A 19145-nucleotide genomic window follows, 5' to 3' on the forward strand; every position below is an offset into this window, starting at 1 on the left:
CCCGACGGCTTGTGTATCATACCCCCAAAAGCTGACTGGGGGATCCTATGCGCCTTAGGGGAGTTCGTGGCAGCCGCAACATCGAAGACCGCCGCCGGAGCGGCGGTGGCGGCCGTGCCGGTATCGGTGGTGTGGGTCTTCTGGTGGTGCTGGCCATCGGCTATTTCGCCGGGATCGATGTCACGCCGTTGCTGCAACAGGCAACGCAACCTGCCTCTGCCCCCAGAGAGCTGAGCGCCGAAGAAGAACGGGCAGCGGAATTCACCTCGCGCGTGCTGGCGACGACAGAGACGGTGTGGGGCGAGATCTTTCCGTCGCAGGTCGGGCGGCCCTATGAGCCACCGGTTCTTGTGCTCTATTCCGGTGTGACGGCCTCGCCCTGTGGCAATGCAAGCGGTGCGACGGGTCCGTTCTATTGCCCGGCCGACCAGAAGGCGTATCTCGACACGGAATTCTTTGCGACGCTGTCACGGCAGTTGGGCGCCCGCGGTGATTTTGCGGCGGCCTATGTGATTGCGCATGAGGTTGCACATCACGTTCAGAACGAACTGGGCATCCTTGGTCAGGTCAATGAGCGGCGGCAGGTCGTCGGTGAAACGGATGCCAATGCGCTGACGGTGCGGTTGGAACTCCAGGCGGATTGCCTGTCGGGGGTCTGGGCGCGGTCGGTGGACGGATTGCTGGAACCGGGGGATATCGAAGAAGCGCTGAACGCGGCGCGGATGATCGGCGATGACCACCTGCAGGAACGCGCGGGCCGGGTGCCGCAGCCGCATACCTTCACGCACGGCACGTCCGAACAGCGGTCGCGCTGGTTCGCCACCGGGTTCCAGAGCGGCGATATCCGCAGTTGCGACACGTTCCGGGCGCAAAGGCTGTGACATGATCGTCTCTGCACTGTCCGTCGGGCAGGGAATCCTTGCCATTTCGCCCATACCCGGGGCCGAGGGCGATTATGCGGGCGACGTGCAGCATCTGATCGAATGGAAACCCGCCATTGTCATTTCTCTGGTGAACGAAGTTGAGATGGTCGCCGCAGGAGCGGCTGGGCTGTGGCATGATTTGGTCGAGGCCGGATGCCGCTGGGAACATCTGCCGATCACCGATTTCGGCGTGCCGGACGATGCATTCGAAGAGGCCTGGCCCGTGGTAAGCGCAAATGCCCGGCGCGCCTTGATGGGGGGCGGGCGCATTCTGGTGCATTGCCGTGGCGGATGTGGCCGGTCCGGTATGGTGGCCCTTCGGTTGATGATCGAATTGGGCGAGGCGGCAGATGATGCCTTGGCCCGGCTGCGCGCGGTCCGGTCCTGCGCGGTCGAAACGGACGCGCAGATGGCGTGGGCACTGTCGGCAAAACGGGAACCGGCGCTGTTCCTGCGCCACGAAGACTGATTGGGATAAGGTGAGAGGCTGGACTTCGCTCTTCTGAAAATAAAGTAAATTAAAACAAGTATTTAAATGGATCACGGGGTGCCGTTTTGTAGCAGCTGCTGTAGCACGGTTTGTAGCGCGGCAGTCACACCCTCAGCTTTTTGGTTGGTTTGCGATTTGTGTTTCGTCATTGGCTCAACGTGTAGGACGGCGGGAGCAGTCTTTCGGGGTCCCCTCAATCAGGACACCGTTCATCCCGGTGGTCTCGTCAATATCTCCCATACTGCGACAGCATAATTCGTGCGTGGCTCAAGCATACCCAACATCTCCCCAATGATGCGCTTGCTATAGCTCAAGCAAGAAACGTCGCATGATGTGACGGAGGCTATGGAGCGCCCATTGAAAAATACACCCTATGAAAACAGCAAGCTGGCGAAGTTCCTTGACCGGCGGATCCTTGAGCTGGCCGGTAAGAAGAGCCAGCGCGAGATTGCCATACAGGCCGGATTTCCGAACCCGAACTACGTCAGCATGATCAAGGCGGGCAGCTCCAAGTTGCCGCTGGACCGTGTCCCGGCGATGGCCAAGGCGCTCGAGGTTGACCCGAAATACCTTTTCATCCTCGCTTTGGACCAGGCCGGGTTCGAAACCACTGAGGCCGCTGTGAGCGACATCTTCGGCATTGTCGTGACTGACAACGAGGTCGACTGGCTGAATGAAATCCGTGATGCGTCCGGTCACTCGGATCCCCGCCTCACCAACCGGCTGCGCACGTCCCTTCGTGCCGTCTTTGGAGCTTGATCATGAGTTTGGGCATAAAGCTTCCTGACAGGTCGCCTGTTGTCACAGACGCCGAGCTGGCGTGGTTGACCTTCCTGCGCGATTTGCACGCCGGTCCAGTGCGACAGCCAACGCTGGCGGCGGTGCAGGCCCTCAGGGCGAGTCTCAGTGCACCTAGGCTGTAGGGGTAGCGCAAAGCGCAAGCACGCCTCTCAGCGACTCGCTCCGGGCCGTTGGGAGGACACGCACAACGCATGTTGGCTTGATGAACAAGTCGTCCGTTTCGTTTGTCAGTCGGTGGTAGAAATCTGAAGCGCTTTTCCACCCAGATCCCGGAACGCGCGCTGCCGGCAGCTCAGCACGATGATCTGCAGGTCGCTTGCCTGGCGGTGCAGGGCGTCGAACATCCGCTCGATCCGGTCGTCATCGGTGAACACGAGGGCGTCGTCCAGAATGACCGGCGCATGGCGTCCGTCCTTTGACAGGAGCCTGGCAAAGGCCAACCGAACCAGGAGCGCAATCTGCTCTTGGGTGCCGCCGGACAGGATGTCCACGGTCTCCTCCTGACCGTTTCTGATCAGCGACTGCGGAAGAAGCGTGTCATCGGCCCAGTTCAACTCGGCGTCTGGCCAGAGGAGGTGGAGCAGGGGGCGCAATTCTCCGGCGACCGGTTCGAAATAGCGATCTCGTGCCTCCGAACGGGCCGCTTCGAGAGCAGCCTGCAAACGCTCCAGCACCTTGACCTCGCGCGCGATCCGCGCCAGCCGCATCTCGGCCGCCCCAAACTTCTCCTCGGTTTCCTGAAGTCGCTCCTCGACCGCCTCACCAGCGCTCCCCCGGATTCTTTCATCCAGTGCAGCGATGGCTGGCCTCAGATCGTCAATCCGTGTGCGTGCCGCATCCTCGATCGACTGCGCACGCGTCAACGCAGCCTGGGCCGCGTCGATGTCGGGGGCGGCAGACTGCGCCACGGCGAGGGCACTTTCTGCTGCAAGGCGTTTCTCGTCAGCTTGAGCGGTGGCAGCCGCCAGCGCATCTTCGTCCTGCTGCGCCAAGAGCCCCAAAGCTTCTATTGCCGTGTTCAGCCGCCGCTCTGCCTCTTCCTTACGTACGAGTGCGGTTGTGTGAACGGTGCGCGCCTCATCCCGCTGATCCCGCGCGGCATTCATTCTGGCACGCAGTTCCAGAACCATTCTACTGGCCGAATGAAGCTTGGCCTCTGCCTCATCCAGCGGGGGCAGATCTTCGATGTCCTGCTCCGTTGCATCCGGGAGTGCTGCGATCTGTTTCTGCAGATCTTCGATGCCTTTTGGCGCATGGCCCCGGAACTCAGCCTCCAACTGCAGCAGCTCGTTTTTGGCGTCCTGGCGCTTCTGGTGCGCACGGGCTGCATCCTCGACCGACGAGACCACAAGCGAAGCCAGGGCCTCAGCGAGATCGGCTTCGGCTTGCGAAACACTTCCAAGACCAGCAGGACTTTCGCCGGGATGCACGGTCAATTCTCCAAGACCCTCGAGGTGCAACACCGTGTCTGTGTGGATCGCAAACTCTTTGCCGTCAGCGAGTGCGTGCCCGGCGTGGTGAACACCCACCTCGCGGTCTGGTGCGTAGCGCATAATCACCCGGGTCGCCGTGCTGTCCCTGAGCGCACGTGCCGTGGTCAGGGTCGCCAAGAGCACCCGTAGTTTTTCCATTTGCTTGTCATCAGGTCCGACGGAGGCTGCGGCCTTCGCGGCTTCAACCTTTTCCCGGCAAGACCGGGCATTACCAATCCGCTCCTCCAGCTCAAACCGGCGTTCGCGCGCGGCGGCTGCGGACGTTTGAGCTTCGATCCTCCGGACGAGGGCTTCAGCACGTTTGCGTTCTTCTTCTGCCTCATCATGCGCCTTGGTGGCGTCAGCGAGCACCTTCTCATGCTTCGCCAGTCCTTCCTGCGCTTTCACAAGCTGTTCTGAGGCCAACCGCTCGGCCTTCTCACTGGCCGACTTCTCGCTCTGGGCGTCACGGAGCGCCTTGAGATCCTGCCGCGCACGCTCCGCAACGAGAGTGACCGTCTGCAGTGCCTGCTCTGCGGCCTTCACCTTGCCGGTATGGGCCTCTGCGGCCCCGAAAGCTGCCCGTGCTGCGTCAAGGCGCGACTTGCGCTCGGCGACGGCGTCTGGCGCTTCCAGTTCTTCGAGCTCAGCGCGGTGGCGCGTGCGCTCGTCGAGCGCCGATTGCAGGAGCCCAACCTGCCCGGCGAGCTTGTCGCGGTCCGCGGAGAGCGTTTCGACTTCCTGAATTGCATCGGACCAAGGGCCGCCCGCTTTAGGGCGACCGGTCGCAGTGGCATAGGCAGACAGTTCTTCATGACACCGCGCCAGCGCGGAATCCATTCGGCGACCACCGGTCATCGTCTCCACTTCGCCAGTCACCGACGACAAAAGGTCCCGGCGCGCTTCAAGGGCCGTTGTCTGTTCGCTCTTTTCGCCGTCTGACAGCCCCAGAAGCCCTTGTCGCACCCAGAGGAGGCCGGAAGGACCGCCATCACCACCGCCGACCAGGCGAGAGATCCAGGCTTCAGCCTCGTCCGCTTGCGCGATTAGAACACCACCGCGCATGACTTTCGCCTCGGACTTGCCGAACCAGCGCTTCGAGATCACGAAGAGACCATCCGGGATTTCTACCTCGACGGAGACCTCGGGTGAGCCACCAGCATGGGGTCGTAGGTGCTTGATGTCTTTCTTGGTCGACCCGTGAGGGACAAAGAACAGCGCTCGGAGCGCATCAAAGACGGTCGATTTCCCGAATTCGTTTGGTGCGCTCAACACATTCACGCCGTCCGTGATCCCGTCGATGCGGACAGGATCGGTGAACCGTCGAACGTCTTTCAGGGTGATGGAACGCAGCCTCATTTTGCAGCCTCCTGAGCATAGGCATAGAGGCGGTTGAGCGCGGCAGCCGCGATGGCGCGATCGTCTTCCGAGAGTGAGGGGTCTTCTGCTTCCGTCATCAACTGTTCAGCCGCGAGACGCATGGCACCTGCATGGTCGATCTCGTCGAGGTCGGCGACATTGTGCAAGGTGCCGAGGCCCTCTGCGTCCAGTTCAAGATAGGCAAATTCGGGCGCGTGGCGCTCCGCAGCGATGCGAAGGGCGGCATGTCCAGACATGGGTGCCCAGCCGGACGCACGAACCTTGAGCAGCGTGTTCCGACGATCATGAGAGGGCAGGAGGGCCTCCAGTGCGGCAGCTGCATCCTCGCCCTCATGGAGTGCCAGCTCAGTGTCCTGCCACAGAAAGCTGCCAGTTTCGATCTCGGTGACCTCAGGCTCTGCTCCTTGACTGGGAATGGTGACGGCAAGACAGCGACCGCGCATCCCATGCTTGAACTGATCCTGCTCCGGCGATCCCGAATATTGGGTCCGTTGCGACACCTTCAGGCGACCATGCCAGTCGCCGAGTGCCAGGTAGTCCAGACCTGCAGTTCGGTCCCGATCAGGTGGGATGTGATCGCCACGGTCCGAGAAGTCCACGACACCACCATGGGCAAGCCCGATGCGGATCGTGCCCTCTGATGTCTCCATCCGCGACAGACCTTCCGTCAGATCGCGGCCTGCCGCACGCACCGGAACCGGACAGGGAAGGAGGGCGACGCCTTCGGCGAGATCTACACGGTCTCCATCAAGCAGCGCGCGCACATTGTCTGGAGAATCCCGGCTGATCTCGTCCCAGATCGGTTCTGCATTGCGCATGTTGTCGTGGTTACCGGGCAATAGCCACCAGGTGACCGCGCTCTCGTCCCGCATTGCAGCAAGCGCCTGGCGCAGCACTTGGGGCGAGGGGGTTGCGGAGTCAAAGGTGTCACCGGCCAGCAGAACATGCGCTGCGCCGTGTTCGCGCGCTGCAGCTCCCAGCCGCTGAATCTTGTCGAAGCGAGCTTCCATGAGCCGTCCGCGGAGGTTGCCGTCTTGCGGTTCAGGCAAGTTGAGAAAGCGGCGGCCGAGATGCAGGTCGCTGGAGTGAATGAAGCGAAAAGTCATGGGAGAAACTCGGGATTTGATGGTGGTCGTCTGGGTGTATTACTGCTTGTTTCCGCCGGGAGATGCGGCGTGGATGCTCCTCACCCAAGGTGGCGGTTTGCCAACAGAAATCTTGGATGCTTCGCATGACATGATGCGATCATTTCACGTCAGGGTAGCGCAGACAATCTTCTTTGCGGTATGCGTGTTCGACCACTTTGGCGTCTCGATCCAGACTTCAATCAGCCGTGCCGAGCGCATATACCAAATCTAGATTTGCCACCCTCGTTGCCTAACCCTTGCGTTGCCTTTCTCGTGTGTAAGTGGAGCATTTCTTGCGCCTTGCATGACCCTGCGCGGGGTAGACTAGAGGTAAAGGTATTATATTACCCCATATCGGACTTGGAAAGGTTGGGGCGGTGGCGTCAAGATTCCGCACAAAGAAACTTTGATCTTGGATGGCCGCCGATACAATGGTTTCAATAGTTTAAGAGCTTGATGCCTCGAAACCCGAGAACTTTGGTGCATAGAGGAAATATTGAGGTGAAGTGTGACAACGGTTTTCCCGACTTTCCCGCCGGAAGTTTCCGTTTGCAATTGGTTTTGCAGAATCCCTGAACTACATTTGGTGTTGGCGATGCGCCGCCGGACTGAGCGTTTCATGATTTTTCATTTCGCGCGCTGAACTCGAGTAGTCCTCGTTTTGCTGGACGGGGGGCGGGAAGCGGAACTTCTCCGCAGGTGCGAAGCGATTAAGCGCCACCGGCGGAAGCAGACATTCAAAGCGCCCAAGACATCTTCTCGGCAACGTTCTACAGGTAGGGCGGAAGAGGGCGGCATGCCGTCGTTCTGCGCGCGCAAGATTGAAGGGCGCGGGAGAACTAGATACCAGCCACGCATGTTTCGATGTATTCGAAAAATGATCGTCGACGCTGGGCAGCAACTTTCTTTGTGGTCTCAGCATGTTTGAACCAGCGATCAAGTGCGTAGCCTGACACTGCAGCGGCACCTCGGACGCCACTGCGCAGCACCCAAGGCGAATTGATCATTCGGGGGTTGTGAAGTCTCTTCGGAAAACCGGGATACTCTCGAGCGGACCAACCTGGCGTGTGCCAATCAGGCTGCACGTCACATGGAATGCTCAGTTGTCAGCCGCAGTCTGTGTCGCACTCAATTGCAGATCCTCGCGGGTAACCGGGATCCCCAGAGTTCGTGCATCCGAATAGAACGACGTGCGGTCCGGACGATCCACTTCGCGGCTGTATTCATAACTCTCCAACGTGAGGTTCGGCGCGATGGCACGCAGGGTGGCGGCTGCCTCCTGTGCCTTTACGATATTGCCACGTCGATACTCGGCCAGAGCAAGATAAATCCATTTGTCCCAGTTGTCCGGTGCGGTGAGAAGCACCCTGACAGCCACGTCGTCCTTGCCGGAATGATAAGCGGCGACCCCCAGTCCGATCCGGTACCAAGGCGGTGCATCGGGGTTGAGAGCGATGGCCCGCAGCGCCCAGTCATAGGGTTCGGGCCCGCTCACCCCTGCAATGCCAGACATCCAACCCGCGATCAAAAGCGCGTCCGCATTGTTCGGCCCCAGTTCGACGGCGCGCCGCAACGTGGCCCGGGCCAGATCGACCCTTCCCTCATGCGCATAGACCATGGAAACGGTCCAGAGCACGTCCGGATCGCTGGGATCTTCCTTGAAGGCGCGATGTCCTGCCGCGGCCTTGCCTGCCAGGTACCCATCGGCCCTGGAGGGATCGTCCACGTTAGCCATCCAGCCCTTCATCACGGACAGAAGCGCCCAGGCCTTGGCAAACCCAGGGTCCAGTTCAACGGCCTTTTCCAGATGAGCTATGGCGCCTGGATAGTCCGACGTGTCGAACTTGTGCTTGACTTTCTGCGCTATCAGATAGTGGTCGTAGGCCGTCAGGTTCCCCGGTCTCAAACCCTCTGCCCGTGTCAGTTCGGTCAGGGTGATTGCCCCCGAGAACGTACTGGACAGTTGCGCCCCTATGGCTGCCACGAAGTCCCGTTGCACGGTCAGAAACCCTGTTTCGGGTAGGACACGCGTGTCTGACCACAGGATGCGCCCGTCGGTGGCATCGGTCATGCGCGCATCGAGCCATACCTGCCCGCCTTCCAACCGGATCGTACCGCTGACGATCAATCGCACGTTCAGGTCGCGCGCGGCGGATCGCGGGTCGGAGGGTGCGCGTTCGGCGGAGTGGGGAGCTGTCACGTAAAGCCGAGGGGTGCGTGCCAACTCGTTGGCGATATCGATGGCCAGGCCCTGTCCCAACCGCGTCCAGCGGTCGTCATCGCTCAGGTTCTCGAAAGGGAGCACCGCGATCGAGGGCGTTCGCGAACGCGCCAGATCCTCGGGCGTGATGGGAATGCCCGCAAGGCGGGCACCCTCGAAGAGCGCGCTGTAATGCGGTAACTGCTCGAGGGTGCCAAACACGTGATCCACGATCGTGAAGTCGGGCGCAAGGTCTCTAAGGCGCGTCGCTGCCGCGCGGGCCTGAGGCAGATTCCCCCTCAGCGCTTCAGCGGCGGCCGTGTAAATCTGGGTGTCGATGTGGCTGGGAGGTGCCGACGACATGGCCCCGACCGCCAAATCGTACTCTCCGGCCTGGAATGCCGCGACACCTAGGGACGCCTGGTACCAGTTGGGCCGTTTGGGGTGCAGTTCGAACGCGCGCCGCACCCAGATCAAAGGCTCCTCACCGACGATCCCGGCGTTGTCGCTGATCCATCCCGCAATTGCCAGAATGTCGGCATTGTTGGGCGCAACCTCGATCGCGCGCCGGAGCGCCCATTGCGCAGCCTCCATTTCGCGAAATTCGGCATGGGTCATCGCGATCTTCCACAGGACGTCCGGGTCATCGGGATCGAGGTCGAAGGCGCGGCGCCCTGCAGCGCGGCTCTTTTGTCTGAGGGTTGCGCCATCGGCTTCTGATACGAGGTCCGCGCTCCAATCCTGAAACAGGGATAACAACATCCAAGCCTTGGCGTAGTCGGGGTCCAGCGCGACCGCTTGCTCCAGATGGTCGATGGCCTTCGGGTAGTCCTCGGCCCGAAAGGCGTGCTTCAACTCGACTGCGGCAATGTAGTGCTCATAAGCCGTGAAGCTTTTCGTGGACTTGGTGCGGGACTGTTGCTTTTCCAGCATGCGGATCGCGCCGGAATACTGGCCTGCAACGCTGGCGCCGATCCGCGCGATGATCTGGTCCTGCAGATCGAACAGATCATCCTGCGGGGCCGACCAGCGATCCGACCACAGGATCTTGCTGCTGTCAGTATCCGTCAGGTTGGCCGAGATGCGCACGGAGTCGTCTGTGTGCTGGATGCTACCGTTCAGCACAAAGCGTACCCCCAGATCCTGCGCGGCATCGAGGGGGGCTTCCGCTGTCTTGCGTGCGGACAGGGGTGCCGTGACATAAAGCCAGTCATTGCGCGCCAGCTCGTTGGCGATGTCGGTACCCAAGCCCCGACCCAACCGTGCCCATCGGGGATCGTCATCGACGGGCTGGAAGGGCAGAACCGCGATCGAAGGCGGGCGTTTGTCCGTTGCAACCGGGACGCGGGTCTCCACAATGACCCAAAGTGCAATCGCAACAAGGGCGACGGCGAAGGCCACACTCAAGGCAGCAATCTGCCAGCGACCGCCAAGGCGGAGGTTGCCAAGATGCGCGCCCAAGACAGGCGTTTCCGGCTGCGTCGACCCCGGGTCAGACGGAATCAACCGATAGCCCTTCCGTGGGACAGTCTTGATCAGATCGCGCGCCTCGGGGCCGAGCAGTCGCCGTATCTCTGAAACGCACTGGTAGAGCGAATCCTCCGAGACGGTGAGATCCGGCCAGAGCGCATCCATCAAGACGTCCTTGGAAAGCGTCTCGCCCTTGGCCGCTGCGAGCAGGGACAGCAGCTTGGCAGCCTGCGCACTCAATTCCGTAGTTTCCCCTGCTGCGGTCGTCAGGGAACCTCGGGACGGATCAAATTCAAGCTGACCGATACGCATGTATAAATCTAACCTGTCTACATGAGCTTGCAAAGAAATTGTTGCAGTAAGGCGGCCTGAGGCTTGAGTGCCCCTTTCCCGTTCGGGTCAAGGCGCCGCGGACACTCTCGGCGGTGCCAGGGGCATTGAAGCGGTTGATAGGTAGGACGCCAATCTGGATTTCGGCGCTTTGACGGTCCGGGTTCCTCTCGGCGATGCGCGCGCCGAAGGACTTGAGGCCCGGCATCTTCGCCTCGGCGCGACTGCGTGCGTGGTATCCCGTCCATCGGTTCCAGAATACCCGGCCGTAAGGATATGTAGCGCGCAGTTCTCCATTGCATGTTTGGACGGCGGGGCAGTCCTCCTTCCGCGGTCGGCCATTCCGCGGATAGGAATGATGGCCGTGCCACCATGTGAGACGATTCCGCTATGGCAGCGCCGCGTTCCATAGGCGCCATCTGCGGTGACGGTGACGGTGCCGACGCCTGCGTCGTCCGGGGTCTGGTCCAGCAGGTCCGGCAGGACGGGGGTGTCGCCTTCCCGGCTGGGGATGAACTCGACAGTTCGGATGTCCGAGGTGACGGTGTCCATGGCCAGATGCAGCCTGCGCCACTGGCCGCGGCCCTGAACGCCTTGCTTGCGGGTTTGTCATTCTCCGTCGCCGAAGCCCTTGATGCCGGTGCTGTCGACGAGCAGGCTCAGCGGCACGACGACAGGGGATCTGCACCTGCAGGGCCCTCTGTCCGAGGGACAGCCTCGAGCCATTCGGAACGGGCCAGTCCAGCCCGGCCAGACGCAGGACGCTTGCGACCCTCCCGGTGGTCTGCCTGAACGGTAGATCCAGCCGAACCCTGATCGACAGACAGTACCGGGTCGCTGCATTCGAGAAGATCGGCGGGCGTCCCTGGCGGGGTTCATGCGGCGCGTGCCAGGTCATGTCCTTGTCGAGCCAAATCGGCAACGACCCGTGCCTCCTGAGCGTAGCGTTGCGGCCAGAGCCGTTCGTCGTGCGGGAACGGGCGGGCTTACGCCCGCCCATCCAGCCCGCCTGACCGTATGGGGTCGTGCTGTACACTTCCCGGGCCGAGGTCCGAAACAACGCACATGCCGCTCATTCTCCTCGGGCGGCATGGGACCGTCCCGTGGGCGCCACCATCTTTTCCTGCAACTCGGCGATCGTCGAAAAGATTGTCATCGGATTGGGCCGGGCAAAGTCGCAGCGCGCCAGATGTGCATTCAGGGTGCTTCCGTTGCTGATGGGCGTCCAGGTCCACGTGTCGGCCTGCGCGGCCGTGGAAGACATTGCGGCGAAGAGCGTGATGGAACAGATCAGGGTCTTCATGGTAACCTCCTTGAAATGGGTTGGGCGCCGTCATGTCATCGCGACCTTGAAGCGCCGGGGGTGCCGTCCCTGAACACTGGAATGACCGCCGCTGAATTGTCCTGAAAAGGCCGCTGAAAAATCCTGAAAGAAACCTGAAAGAAAGTGCTTTCTCATATGGAACAGGGTGTTACGCTGGATTTCGGGGATATGTTCTTTGACCCGGCACGCCGGAGCTTGTCGGGGGCGGACGGGCAGTCCAGACCGCTGCGTCCGCAGTCGGCGGAGGTACTTGCCGTCCTCGCCATGCGTGCGAACGACGTCGTCACCAAGGAAGAGCTGTTTGAGGCGGTCTGGCCCGACGTGAGTGTCACTGATGACAGCCTGACGCAATGCATTGCCGACATTCGCAAGGCGATCGGCGATACCGACCGCACCCTGCTGCGGACAATACCCAAGAAGGGGTATCAACTTGTCGCCCCACCGACGGCCTCGCCGCCGATCCGCGCCGCCACGGAGCCGCTTCGCCCTCCCGGACGGCGTCGGATGGCGCTCATGGCGGGGCTCGCGGTCGCCCTGCTTGCCGTCGTCCTGCTCGGCATGTGGGGATCGCGCGGGCCGGACCCGGCGGTTCCGCCCGACGTCGGCAAGGCATCCATCACCGTTCTGCCCTTCAAGGACCTGTCGCCCGATGCATCGCAGGCCCATCTCGCGGATGGCATGACCGAGGACCTGATCACCGATCTGGCGCGCTGGAAGGAGTTTCAGGTCACCGCGCGCAACTCGGCCATGACCTACAAGGACCGGGCGGTCGATATCCGTCAGGTCGCCCGCGACATGAACACGCGCTACGTGCTGGAAGGCAGCGTGCGCCGGCTCGGCACCGAGATCCGGATCACCGCGCAGCTGATCGACGGCGAAACCGGGCACCATGTCTGGGCCGACCGTTTCGAGGAAACGGGCAGCGATGTTCTGGCGCTGCAGGACAATGTCATCGGCAGGATCGTCCAGTCGCTGATCGGCAATCATGGTGTCGTGCGCGAGGACGAATACGCCAAGACCTGGGCCAGGGCAGAAGCCGATCTGGAAGAATACGACTACTTCCTGCGTGCGCACGCGCTGATTTACCGCTACACGCGAGAGGACAATGCAAAGGCGATCGACATCTCGAAAGAGGGGCTTGCGCGGTATCCGGACTCCGGTCTGCTGAAGATCAAGCTGGCATGGGGGTACATGGCGGAAGGCTGGTATGTCGCACGGCCGCAGCATACCATCGAAACCGTGCATGAACTGGTTCTGCAGGGCCTGTCGGACACGAAACTGCCACCTGCGGGACATCGCCACGGACTATGGCTGCTGGCGGATGTGCAGGCCGCGGCGGGGGACCGCGCTGGGGCCATCGATACCGTTCGGCAAGTGGTTCGCGCTTACCCCTTCGATAGCGAAGGCCTCATGGTCATGGTCGGCCCGACGACCGCCGTCGGGGATAATGACTATGCGGACGAGTTGGCGGCCAGGGCCCTGGGGATGGGGTATCGGCCAGACCCGCTCGATCATTCCGAACTCGGTACCCTGCGATACGCTCAAGGCGATTGCCCACGCGCAATTGAACATTTTGAACACGAACTCATGACCGGGGCCACAACGCTGCTGCTGGCGGGATGCCTGGCAGACAGCAACCGGATGGAAGAGGCACAAGCGCAACTCGCCAAGGCCGCGACGGAGTTCCAGATCACATTGCCGGATGATTTTCCCGAGGCGGTCCGGTCCATGCCGGGCGTGGCGGAAAGGCTGACCGCGCAGCTGGCACAGGCTGACTGGCCCGCGTCGCCGCGCTAGACCAACTCGATCATCGTCCTGCCGCTTCTTGATCTTTCCCCTGACCTGCCCCCTTCGGCCCGCACGCCTTCCGCCACATGCTGGCCCGCAATGCCGCGAAAACCTGAACCTCCGTCTCTAAACTAGTGGCCACGTCCCAGATGCTCGAACGGCCGGTCTGGTGAAGCTGCGGCGCAGCGATGACCATCAGCTTGAAAGTCCGGTCTGGGCCGTTTTGAACAATGCTGTTCGGATCTCAGGGTTCAATTTCTATGCCGAAATAAAGAAGAAACCTATCGATTGCCCTCGCGATTTCTTCCTGGGGTTTTGCAGGTTCAGGCATGCGGTAGATGTGCTGACGTATCCCGATATAGACGATCCCTCCATGAAGATTCCAAACGTCTTCCATCTTTGGGGACTTGTCAGAATTCGCCACGGCTTCGGTTTCTTCCAAGAGCGGCAGAAGGATGACGTTTCCTAAATGCTCGAGATAGCGTTGGTTGAGGGACGCTCCGGCCAATCCTGAAAACATGAAGATGCGCATCCACTCGCGTTCAAAGATCAACGAGCTGTATTCGGTGTAGAAAGCAACCAGCCGTTCGCGTAGCGGAACGCTGCGATCTGTCAGGCGTTCTGGCCAACCCGGTGCCAGGCGGCCGATGTAGACCTTTTCGTAAACCGCTTCGATCAGCTCTTCTTTCGTCGCGAAGTAGTTGAAAATAAGGGACTGGGTCACACCTAGGCGACGCGCCAATTCTCGTGTGTTTCCCTCAAGGCCAACTTCGGCAAAGAAACGCACAGCTTCATCGACAATCTGCTGACGGCGTTCTGCGGGCGGCAAGCGCTTGCGCGCAGCGCCATCTTCGCCATCGAGGGCGGGGCTATCGGTTTGTCCGTCCATCATACGCTCTCAGCTGTCTGGTAGTGTCAGAAATTTTCTCTTGCAACGACTCACAATTAAAGATCATCTGCTCAATAGTATTGATCAAGCGCTTAATAAGGCGCAGGTCAAAAAAGAGGGGAGGACGCCATGAAGGCATCAGCGGGAGGCTATGCCCGGGCTGAGAGCGTAGGTCATGCGCTTGAATTGCTTGCTGCATCGGACGGCCAGGGACGTGTTTTGGCTGGTGGTCAAAGTCTGATCGCCGCGATGAACATGCGGCTTTCTGTCGGGGACTTGCTGGTCGATATCTCGAAGATCAGTGACTTGTCTGGCGTCGCTGTCGAGGGTGAAACGCTTCGGATCGGCGCTCTGACCCGACACGCCCAGATCGGTTCTGATCCGCTTGTAAAGACCCACGCACCGCTATTGACGGACGCGGTTTCGCATATCGCCCATGCAGCTATCCGCAATCGGGGCACCATTGGTGGGGCGCTGGCCCATGCCGACCCTGCAGCGGAATTTCCGGCTTGTGCGCTCGCGCTTGGAGCGACGATGCATGTCGAGGGCCCGGCCGGTCCGCGTGCAATCGCGGTAGAGGATTTCTTTGAGGAGGTCTTTACCACTGCACTGAACGAAGGCGAAATCCTCACTTCGATCACGGTGCCGGTCGCCGAAGCTGACGAAGTGCAGATCATCGAAGAAGTTGCACGCCGTTCCGGAGACTATGCCTTGGTCGGGCTTTGCCTGGTCAAGCGCGCCGCAGGTCACCGCATCGCGCTGTTCTCGGTCGGGCCGAAACCCATTCTGGCGACAGGGGCTATGGCGGCGCTTGATGCGGGCGATCTGGACGCGGCTGTAGATGCTCTGTCTGCGGAGATTGACCCACCTTCTGATACACAAGCCAGTGCCGCATATCGCCGCCATTTGGCTGGTGTCCTGTTGCGTCGCGCAGTTGCCCGCCTGAAAGGAGATGTCGCATGACCGAACTGTTCCGCGACAAGGTTGACGTGTCAATGACGGTCAATGGAGAACCAGTCGAGGCCCGGGTGCCGGCCGGGCAACACATGATCGACTTTTTGCGCCTCGAGCTTGGTCTCACCGGTGCTCATGCGAGCTGCGAACATGGTGTCTGTGGTGCATGCACCATCCGCGTTGATGGCGATGCGGTACGTGGCTGCCTTATGCTTGCCGCGCAGGCAGACGGGGCCGAGGTCTGGACCGTAGAAGGTCTGACCGACACCAACGCGATCAGTGATTTGCAGGACGCATTTGTGGAACGCAACGCCTTGCAATGCGGGTTCTGTACGCCCGGAATGCTGGTCGCTGCAGACGAGTTGCTGTCCCGGGGCGGTGTGCCAAGCCGCGCGCAAATCCGTGAGCACCTGTCTGGCAATTACTGCCGCTGCACAGGTTACGAGGCGATCATTGATGCCGTTGAAAGTGTCGCCAAAGGCCGCGCTGGAAAGGCAAAAGCATGACGATCCCGTTCAATAATCCCGACCGTCCGAACTCCTATATCGGCAAGACTGTCCCCCGCCCCAACGCGACCAAACTGGTTCAGGGGAGGGGCCGCTATGTCGATGACATCGTGTTGCCGCGTATGCTGCACGTGGCGTTTTCGCGCTCACCCTTGGCACATGCGAAGATTGGTGCCATTGATCTGGACGAAGCCAAGGCTGTCAAAGGCGTGGTGCGCATGTTCACCGGAGCCGATCTGGCCGAGGTCTGTACGCCTTGGGTCGCGGTATTGGCCCACCTCAAGGGTCTGAAATCTCCGCCGGAACACCCATTGGCAGTGGACCGCGCCTGCTGGGTTGGTGAGCCAGTTGTAGCCGTTGTGGCAAACACACGCGCTGCGGCTGAAGAAGCGGCGTCGCTGGTGGTTGTCGATTACGAAGAACTGCCCGCAGTCACCGACACGATGACCGCGCTCGACAAGGACACGCCGGTCATTCACCCCGAGATGGGAGACAACCTAGCTTTTCGCCGATTGCATGAGGAAGGCGATGTCGACGCGGTGTTCGAGAGCGCGCATAAGGTGGTGTCGGCCAGTTTCAGCACAGCGCGGCACACCGGCGTCACGTTAGAGCCGCGCTCAATCCTTGTTGATTGGAACCCGGCAGAAGGTCAGATGACCGCGTATCACGCGACTCAGGCTCCGCACATGATGCAGACCGTCTTCGCCAAGCATCTCGATATCCCGGAAAGCCGCGTGCGGGTCATTTGCGGCGATGTCGGAGGGTCGTACGGCATCAAGGTGCATGTCTATCCCGACGAGGTGGCGACCGCTGCTATTGCCAAGGTGATGGGCCGACCGATCAAGTTCATCGCGGATCGTCTGGAAAGCTTCAGCACCGACATTCACGCCCGTGACCACGAGATTGAAGCCAAGATCGCGGTGGATGCAGACGGCAAGATCCTCGCGATTGACGTCGACGACTGGACCGGGATCGGGCCGTACTCGGTCTATCCGCGCACCTCGGCCATTGAGGGCAATCAGGTCGTGAACCTGTGTGGCGGGCCGTATGATTTTGCAAACTATCGGGCGCAGACCACGGTCGTGTTCCAGAACAAGACGCCAACCTGCCAGTATCGCGCCGTAGGCCACCCAATCGCCGTGGCCATTACCGAGGGCCTTGTGGATATGGCAGCGGCGGCGATCGGCATGGACCCGGTCGAAATCCGGCGGCGCAATATGTATCCCGACGACGCATATCCGGTGACCTCACCCGCCAAGATGAAGTTCGAAGGCCTGTCGCACCATGCGTCGATGGACAAGCTGATGGAGATGATGGACTACGATGCGCTCCGCGCTGATCAGGCTGAAGCCCGCAAACAAGGCAAGTATCGCGGCATAGGCATCGCGTCCTTCATCGAACTGACCAACCCTTCGCCTTTCATGTATGGAATCGGCGGCGCGCGTATCTCGGCACAAGACGGCTGCACCGTTCGAATGGACCCAGATGGATCGGTCGTGGCGCTGTCGGGTGTGACCGAGCAGGGCCAGGGGACCGAGGCGATGCTGAGTCAGGTTGTGGCGGAAGGCGTCGGCGTCCTGCCATCGCAGGTTCGTGTCATCACCGGCGACACGCAGGTCACACCCTATGGCGGTGGAACCTGGGCTTCGCGTGGTGCGGGCATTGGCGGTGAAGCAGCGTTGCAGGCGGCACGGGCGCTTCGCGGCTCGATCCTCGAAGTCGCGGCGGCGATGCTTCAGGCCGATGCGGGCCAGCTTGATATCCGCGACGGTCAGATTGTCGATATGGACAGTGGCGAAGAGCGTATGCCGCTCGAGGAACTGGGGCGGATCGTCTATTTCCGAGGCGATACGCTACCCAAGGATTTGCCGCGCGAACTGGTCCAGACCCGGCACTTCATCACGATGGAATATCCGTTCGCCTTCACCAATGGCGTGCAGGCCTCTTACCTTGAGGTCGACACCGACACAGGCGTTGTGACCCTGCTCAAGCATTGGTGCGTCGAAGATTGCGGGCGGGTGATCAACCCACAACTGGTTGACGAACAGATCCGGGGAGGGATCGTTCAGGGCCTTGGCGGAGCGCTCTACGAAGAAATCCAATATGACGAGGATGGCCAGCTTCTGAATGGATCTATGGCCGACTACCTTGTGCCGATGGCTGCAGAGATGCCGGACATGGAGGTGGGCCATGTGGAAACGCCCACCAAAGAAAGCGAACTTGGTGCCAAAGGCGCGGGCGAGGCCGGAACCGCCGGAGCACCAGCCGCCGTCATGAACGCCATTAACGATGCCCTGCGCCCGCTTGGGGCGCAGGTGACCGAAATGCCTTTCACACCCGAACGCATTCTACGGGCGTTGGGCAAACTGCAAGACTGAACCAAAAGGGGCGCCGGGGAGCGCGCCCACCAAAGGGAGGATAAGTATGAAACTCACAGCACTTACAACACTCGGTGCGATGCTGATCGGCAGTGCGGCGATTGCCCAGCAAAGCCTGACGGTCAATATCGGCTCTTCGCATCCAGAGGCCAATATCTGGGTCTACGCGATGAAAAACACCTTCCAGCCTGAGGTGAACCGCATTCTTGCCGAGAATGGCAACGAATATCAGGTCAACTGGGTCGAGAACTATGCCGGCACACTCTACAAGTTTACCGACACGCGCGAAGCGGTGATGGACGGTATTGTCGATGTCGGCATGGTCGGCACGGTCTGGGAAGGGGCGAACATGCCGCTTCAGAACGTGACCTACTTCACGCCGTTCGCGACCGAAGATCACCGCATGATCATCGAGATTTTTGATGATCTTTCGGAGAACCTGCCCGAGCTCAAGAATAGCTGGGCTGAGAACGGGATGGTGCATCTGTCGTCATTGATCACTGACAGCTATGACATTTACGGCACGTTCCCCGTGACCTCGATGGCAGACCTTCAGAACCGCAAACTGAACGCTCCGGGCACATCCGCCAACTGGCTTCGTGAAACAGGGGCAACGCCAGTCGATGGGGCGTTGACCACCTATTACACCAATATCCAGACCGGTGTGACCGAAGGCACCTTGTCCTTTGCGTCGGGCATCTTGCCAACCCGCGTTTACGAAGTGGCCCCCGAACTGACCCGTGTGGGGATCGGATCGATGTATTTCGGTGGCATTGCGGCAAACAAGGATTTCTTCGATGGCTTGCCAGAGCCGGTTCAAACCGCCTTCCGCGAAGCCGCACAGGCAACTTCAATCGCGCACGGCGACTATGTGGGTGATCTCGCGGCGCGCGCACTTGACGAGATGCAGGCGGCTGGTCTGACCATCCATCAGCTTCCCGAAGAAGAAAAAACCAAGTGGGTCAATGGCCTGCCCAATATCATCGAGCCTTGGTTGGAACAGACCGGTGACGCGGGCAAGACTGTGCTCAAGGCCTATTTTGCGGCTCTGCGCGAACGCGGTGCAACTCCGCTTCGGAATTGGGACGAAGGTCTCTAAGATCGCAATTTGAG

At 60.8% G+C, this 19145-nt stretch carries 13 protein-coding genes and 1 pseudogene; 8 read left to right on the top strand and 6 right to left on the bottom strand.

What is annotated here, in order from left to right; translation table 11 throughout:
• The first annotated feature begins 47 nt into the window (after window positions 1-47).
• From ACMVPR_RS21890 to ACMVPR_RS21900, 3 genes are all read left to right on the top strand, one after another.
• Window positions 48-881, top strand: coding sequence for a neutral zinc metallopeptidase (locus tag ACMVPR_RS21890; protein WP_416884565.1), 834 nt, complete (start codon window positions 48-50; stop codon window positions 879-881).
• Window position 882: 1 nt separating this feature from the next.
• Complete coding sequence (locus ACMVPR_RS21895; RefSeq protein ID WP_292266248.1) at window positions 883-1392, top strand: protein-tyrosine phosphatase family protein; 510 nt, start codon at window positions 883-885, stop codon at window positions 1390-1392.
• A 378-nt stretch (window positions 1393-1770) separates the two neighbouring features.
• On the top strand, window positions 1771-2172 hold the full coding sequence (locus ACMVPR_RS21900) for a helix-turn-helix domain-containing protein (protein ID WP_416884566.1): 402 nt from the start codon (window positions 1771-1773) through the stop codon (window positions 2170-2172).
• Window positions 2173-2441: 269 nt separating this feature from the next.
• On the opposite strand, the gene ACMVPR_RS21905 is transcribed toward ACMVPR_RS21900, so the two are convergent.
• The 5 genes and pseudogenes from ACMVPR_RS21905 to ACMVPR_RS21925 all read right to left on the bottom strand — a co-directional run bounded on the left by ACMVPR_RS21905 (window position 2442) and on the right by ACMVPR_RS21925 (window position 11496).
• Entirely contained in the window at window positions 2442-5045 is a 2604-nt protein-coding gene (locus ACMVPR_RS21905) for an AAA family ATPase (protein ID WP_416884567.1), read from the bottom strand.
• Window positions 5042-6172 (bottom strand): metallophosphoesterase family protein, encoded by a 1131-nt coding sequence (locus tag ACMVPR_RS21910; protein ID WP_416884568.1) that lies wholly within the window; start codon window positions 6170-6172, stop codon window positions 5042-5044. The genes ACMVPR_RS21905 and ACMVPR_RS21910 overlap by 4 nt, the downstream gene beginning before the upstream one ends.
• A 1120-nt stretch (window positions 6173-7292) precedes the next feature.
• Window positions 7293-10175 carry a tetratricopeptide repeat protein gene (locus ACMVPR_RS21915; RefSeq protein WP_416884569.1) on the bottom strand — a complete coding sequence of 961 codons (2883 nt, stop codon included), beginning with the start codon at window positions 10173-10175 and terminating at the stop codon, window positions 7293-7295.
• A 91-nt stretch (window positions 10176-10266) separates the two neighbouring features.
• Window positions 10267-11193: pseudogene (locus ACMVPR_RS21920) on the bottom strand (IS5 family transposase); the annotation flags it as partial.
• 72 nt (window positions 11194-11265) lie between these two features.
• Window positions 11266-11496 carry a hypothetical protein gene (locus ACMVPR_RS21925; RefSeq protein WP_416884570.1) on the bottom strand — a complete coding sequence of 77 codons (231 nt, stop codon included), beginning with the start codon at window positions 11494-11496 and terminating at the stop codon, window positions 11266-11268.
• A 156-nt stretch (window positions 11497-11652) separates the two neighbouring features.
• Between ACMVPR_RS21925 and ACMVPR_RS21930 the strand changes: the two genes are divergently transcribed.
• Window positions 11653-13314, top strand: coding sequence for a winged helix-turn-helix domain-containing protein (locus tag ACMVPR_RS21930; protein WP_416884571.1), 1662 nt, complete (start codon window positions 11653-11655; stop codon window positions 13312-13314).
• 235 nt (window positions 13315-13549) lie between these two features.
• Here the strand turns inward: ACMVPR_RS21930 and ACMVPR_RS21935 are convergent, their stop codons facing one another.
• Window positions 13550-14194 (bottom strand): TetR/AcrR family transcriptional regulator, encoded by a 645-nt coding sequence (locus tag ACMVPR_RS21935; RefSeq protein ID WP_416884572.1) that lies wholly within the window; start codon window positions 14192-14194, stop codon window positions 13550-13552.
• A gap of 129 nt (window positions 14195-14323) precedes the next feature.
• Here ACMVPR_RS21935 and ACMVPR_RS21940 point away from each other — a divergent pair, with 129 nt between their 5' ends.
• From ACMVPR_RS21940 to ACMVPR_RS21955, 4 genes are read left to right on the top strand one after another with little or no spacing between them, the layout of a single operon-like run.
• A complete protein-coding gene (locus ACMVPR_RS21940; RefSeq protein WP_416884573.1) occupies window positions 14324-15157 on the top strand; it encodes an FAD binding domain-containing protein in 834 nt (277 codons plus the stop codon).
• Entirely contained in the window at window positions 15154-15654 is a 501-nt protein-coding gene (locus ACMVPR_RS21945) for a (2Fe-2S)-binding protein (protein ID WP_416884574.1), read from the top strand. The genes ACMVPR_RS21940 and ACMVPR_RS21945 overlap by 4 nt, the downstream gene beginning before the upstream one ends.
• Window positions 15651-18032, top strand: coding sequence for a xanthine dehydrogenase family protein molybdopterin-binding subunit (locus tag ACMVPR_RS21950; RefSeq protein WP_416884575.1), 2382 nt, complete (start codon window positions 15651-15653; stop codon window positions 18030-18032). Before ACMVPR_RS21945 ends, ACMVPR_RS21950 begins: the two co-directional genes overlap by 4 nt.
• 46 nt (window positions 18033-18078) lie before the next feature.
• Window positions 18079-19131, top strand: coding sequence for a C4-dicarboxylate TRAP transporter substrate-binding protein (locus ACMVPR_RS21955; protein WP_416884576.1), 1053 nt, complete (start codon window positions 18079-18081; stop codon window positions 19129-19131).
• The last annotated feature ends 14 nt before the right edge of the window (window positions 19132-19145 follow it).

This window comes from Marivita sp. (assembly GCF_048006345.1).
Lineage (GTDB): Bacteria > Pseudomonadota > Alphaproteobacteria > Rhodobacterales > Rhodobacteraceae > Marivita.

Excerpts from the sequence above, each read along its gene's own strand:
- ACMVPR_RS21895 (WP_292266248.1), top strand. The coding sequence starts at position 883 with ATGATCGTCTCTGCACTGTCCGTCGGGCAGGGAATCCTTGCCATTTCG.
- ACMVPR_RS21930 (WP_416884571.1), top strand. The coding sequence starts at position 11,653 with ATGGAACAGGGTGTTACGCTGGATTTCGGGGATATGTTCTTTGACCCG.
- ACMVPR_RS21910 (WP_416884568.1), bottom strand. The coding sequence starts at position 6,172 with ATGACTTTTCGCTTCATTCACTCCAGCGACCTGCATCTCGGCCGCCGC.
- ACMVPR_RS21915 (WP_416884569.1), bottom strand. The coding sequence starts at position 10,175 with ATGCGTATCGGTCAGCTTGAATTTGATCCGTCCCGAGGTTCCCTGACG.
- ACMVPR_RS21925 (WP_416884570.1), bottom strand. The coding sequence starts at position 11,496 with ATGAAGACCCTGATCTGTTCCATCACGCTCTTCGCCGCAATGTCTTCC.
- ACMVPR_RS21935 (WP_416884572.1), bottom strand. The coding sequence starts at position 14,194 with ATGGACGGACAAACCGATAGCCCCGCCCTCGATGGCGAAGATGGCGCT.
- ACMVPR_RS21890 (WP_416884565.1), top strand. The coding sequence starts at position 48 with ATGCGCCTTAGGGGAGTTCGTGGCAGCCGCAACATCGAAGACCGCCGC.
- ACMVPR_RS21955 (WP_416884576.1), top strand. The coding sequence starts at position 18,079 with ATGAAACTCACAGCACTTACAACACTCGGTGCGATGCTGATCGGCAGT.
- ACMVPR_RS21905 (WP_416884567.1), bottom strand. The coding sequence starts at position 5,045 with ATGAGGCTGCGTTCCATCACCCTGAAAGACGTTCGACGGTTCACCGAT.
- ACMVPR_RS21945 (WP_416884574.1), top strand. The coding sequence starts at position 15,154 with ATGACCGAACTGTTCCGCGACAAGGTTGACGTGTCAATGACGGTCAAT.
- ACMVPR_RS21940 (WP_416884573.1), top strand. The coding sequence starts at position 14,324 with ATGAAGGCATCAGCGGGAGGCTATGCCCGGGCTGAGAGCGTAGGTCAT.
- ACMVPR_RS21950 (WP_416884575.1), top strand. The coding sequence starts at position 15,651 with ATGACGATCCCGTTCAATAATCCCGACCGTCCGAACTCCTATATCGGC.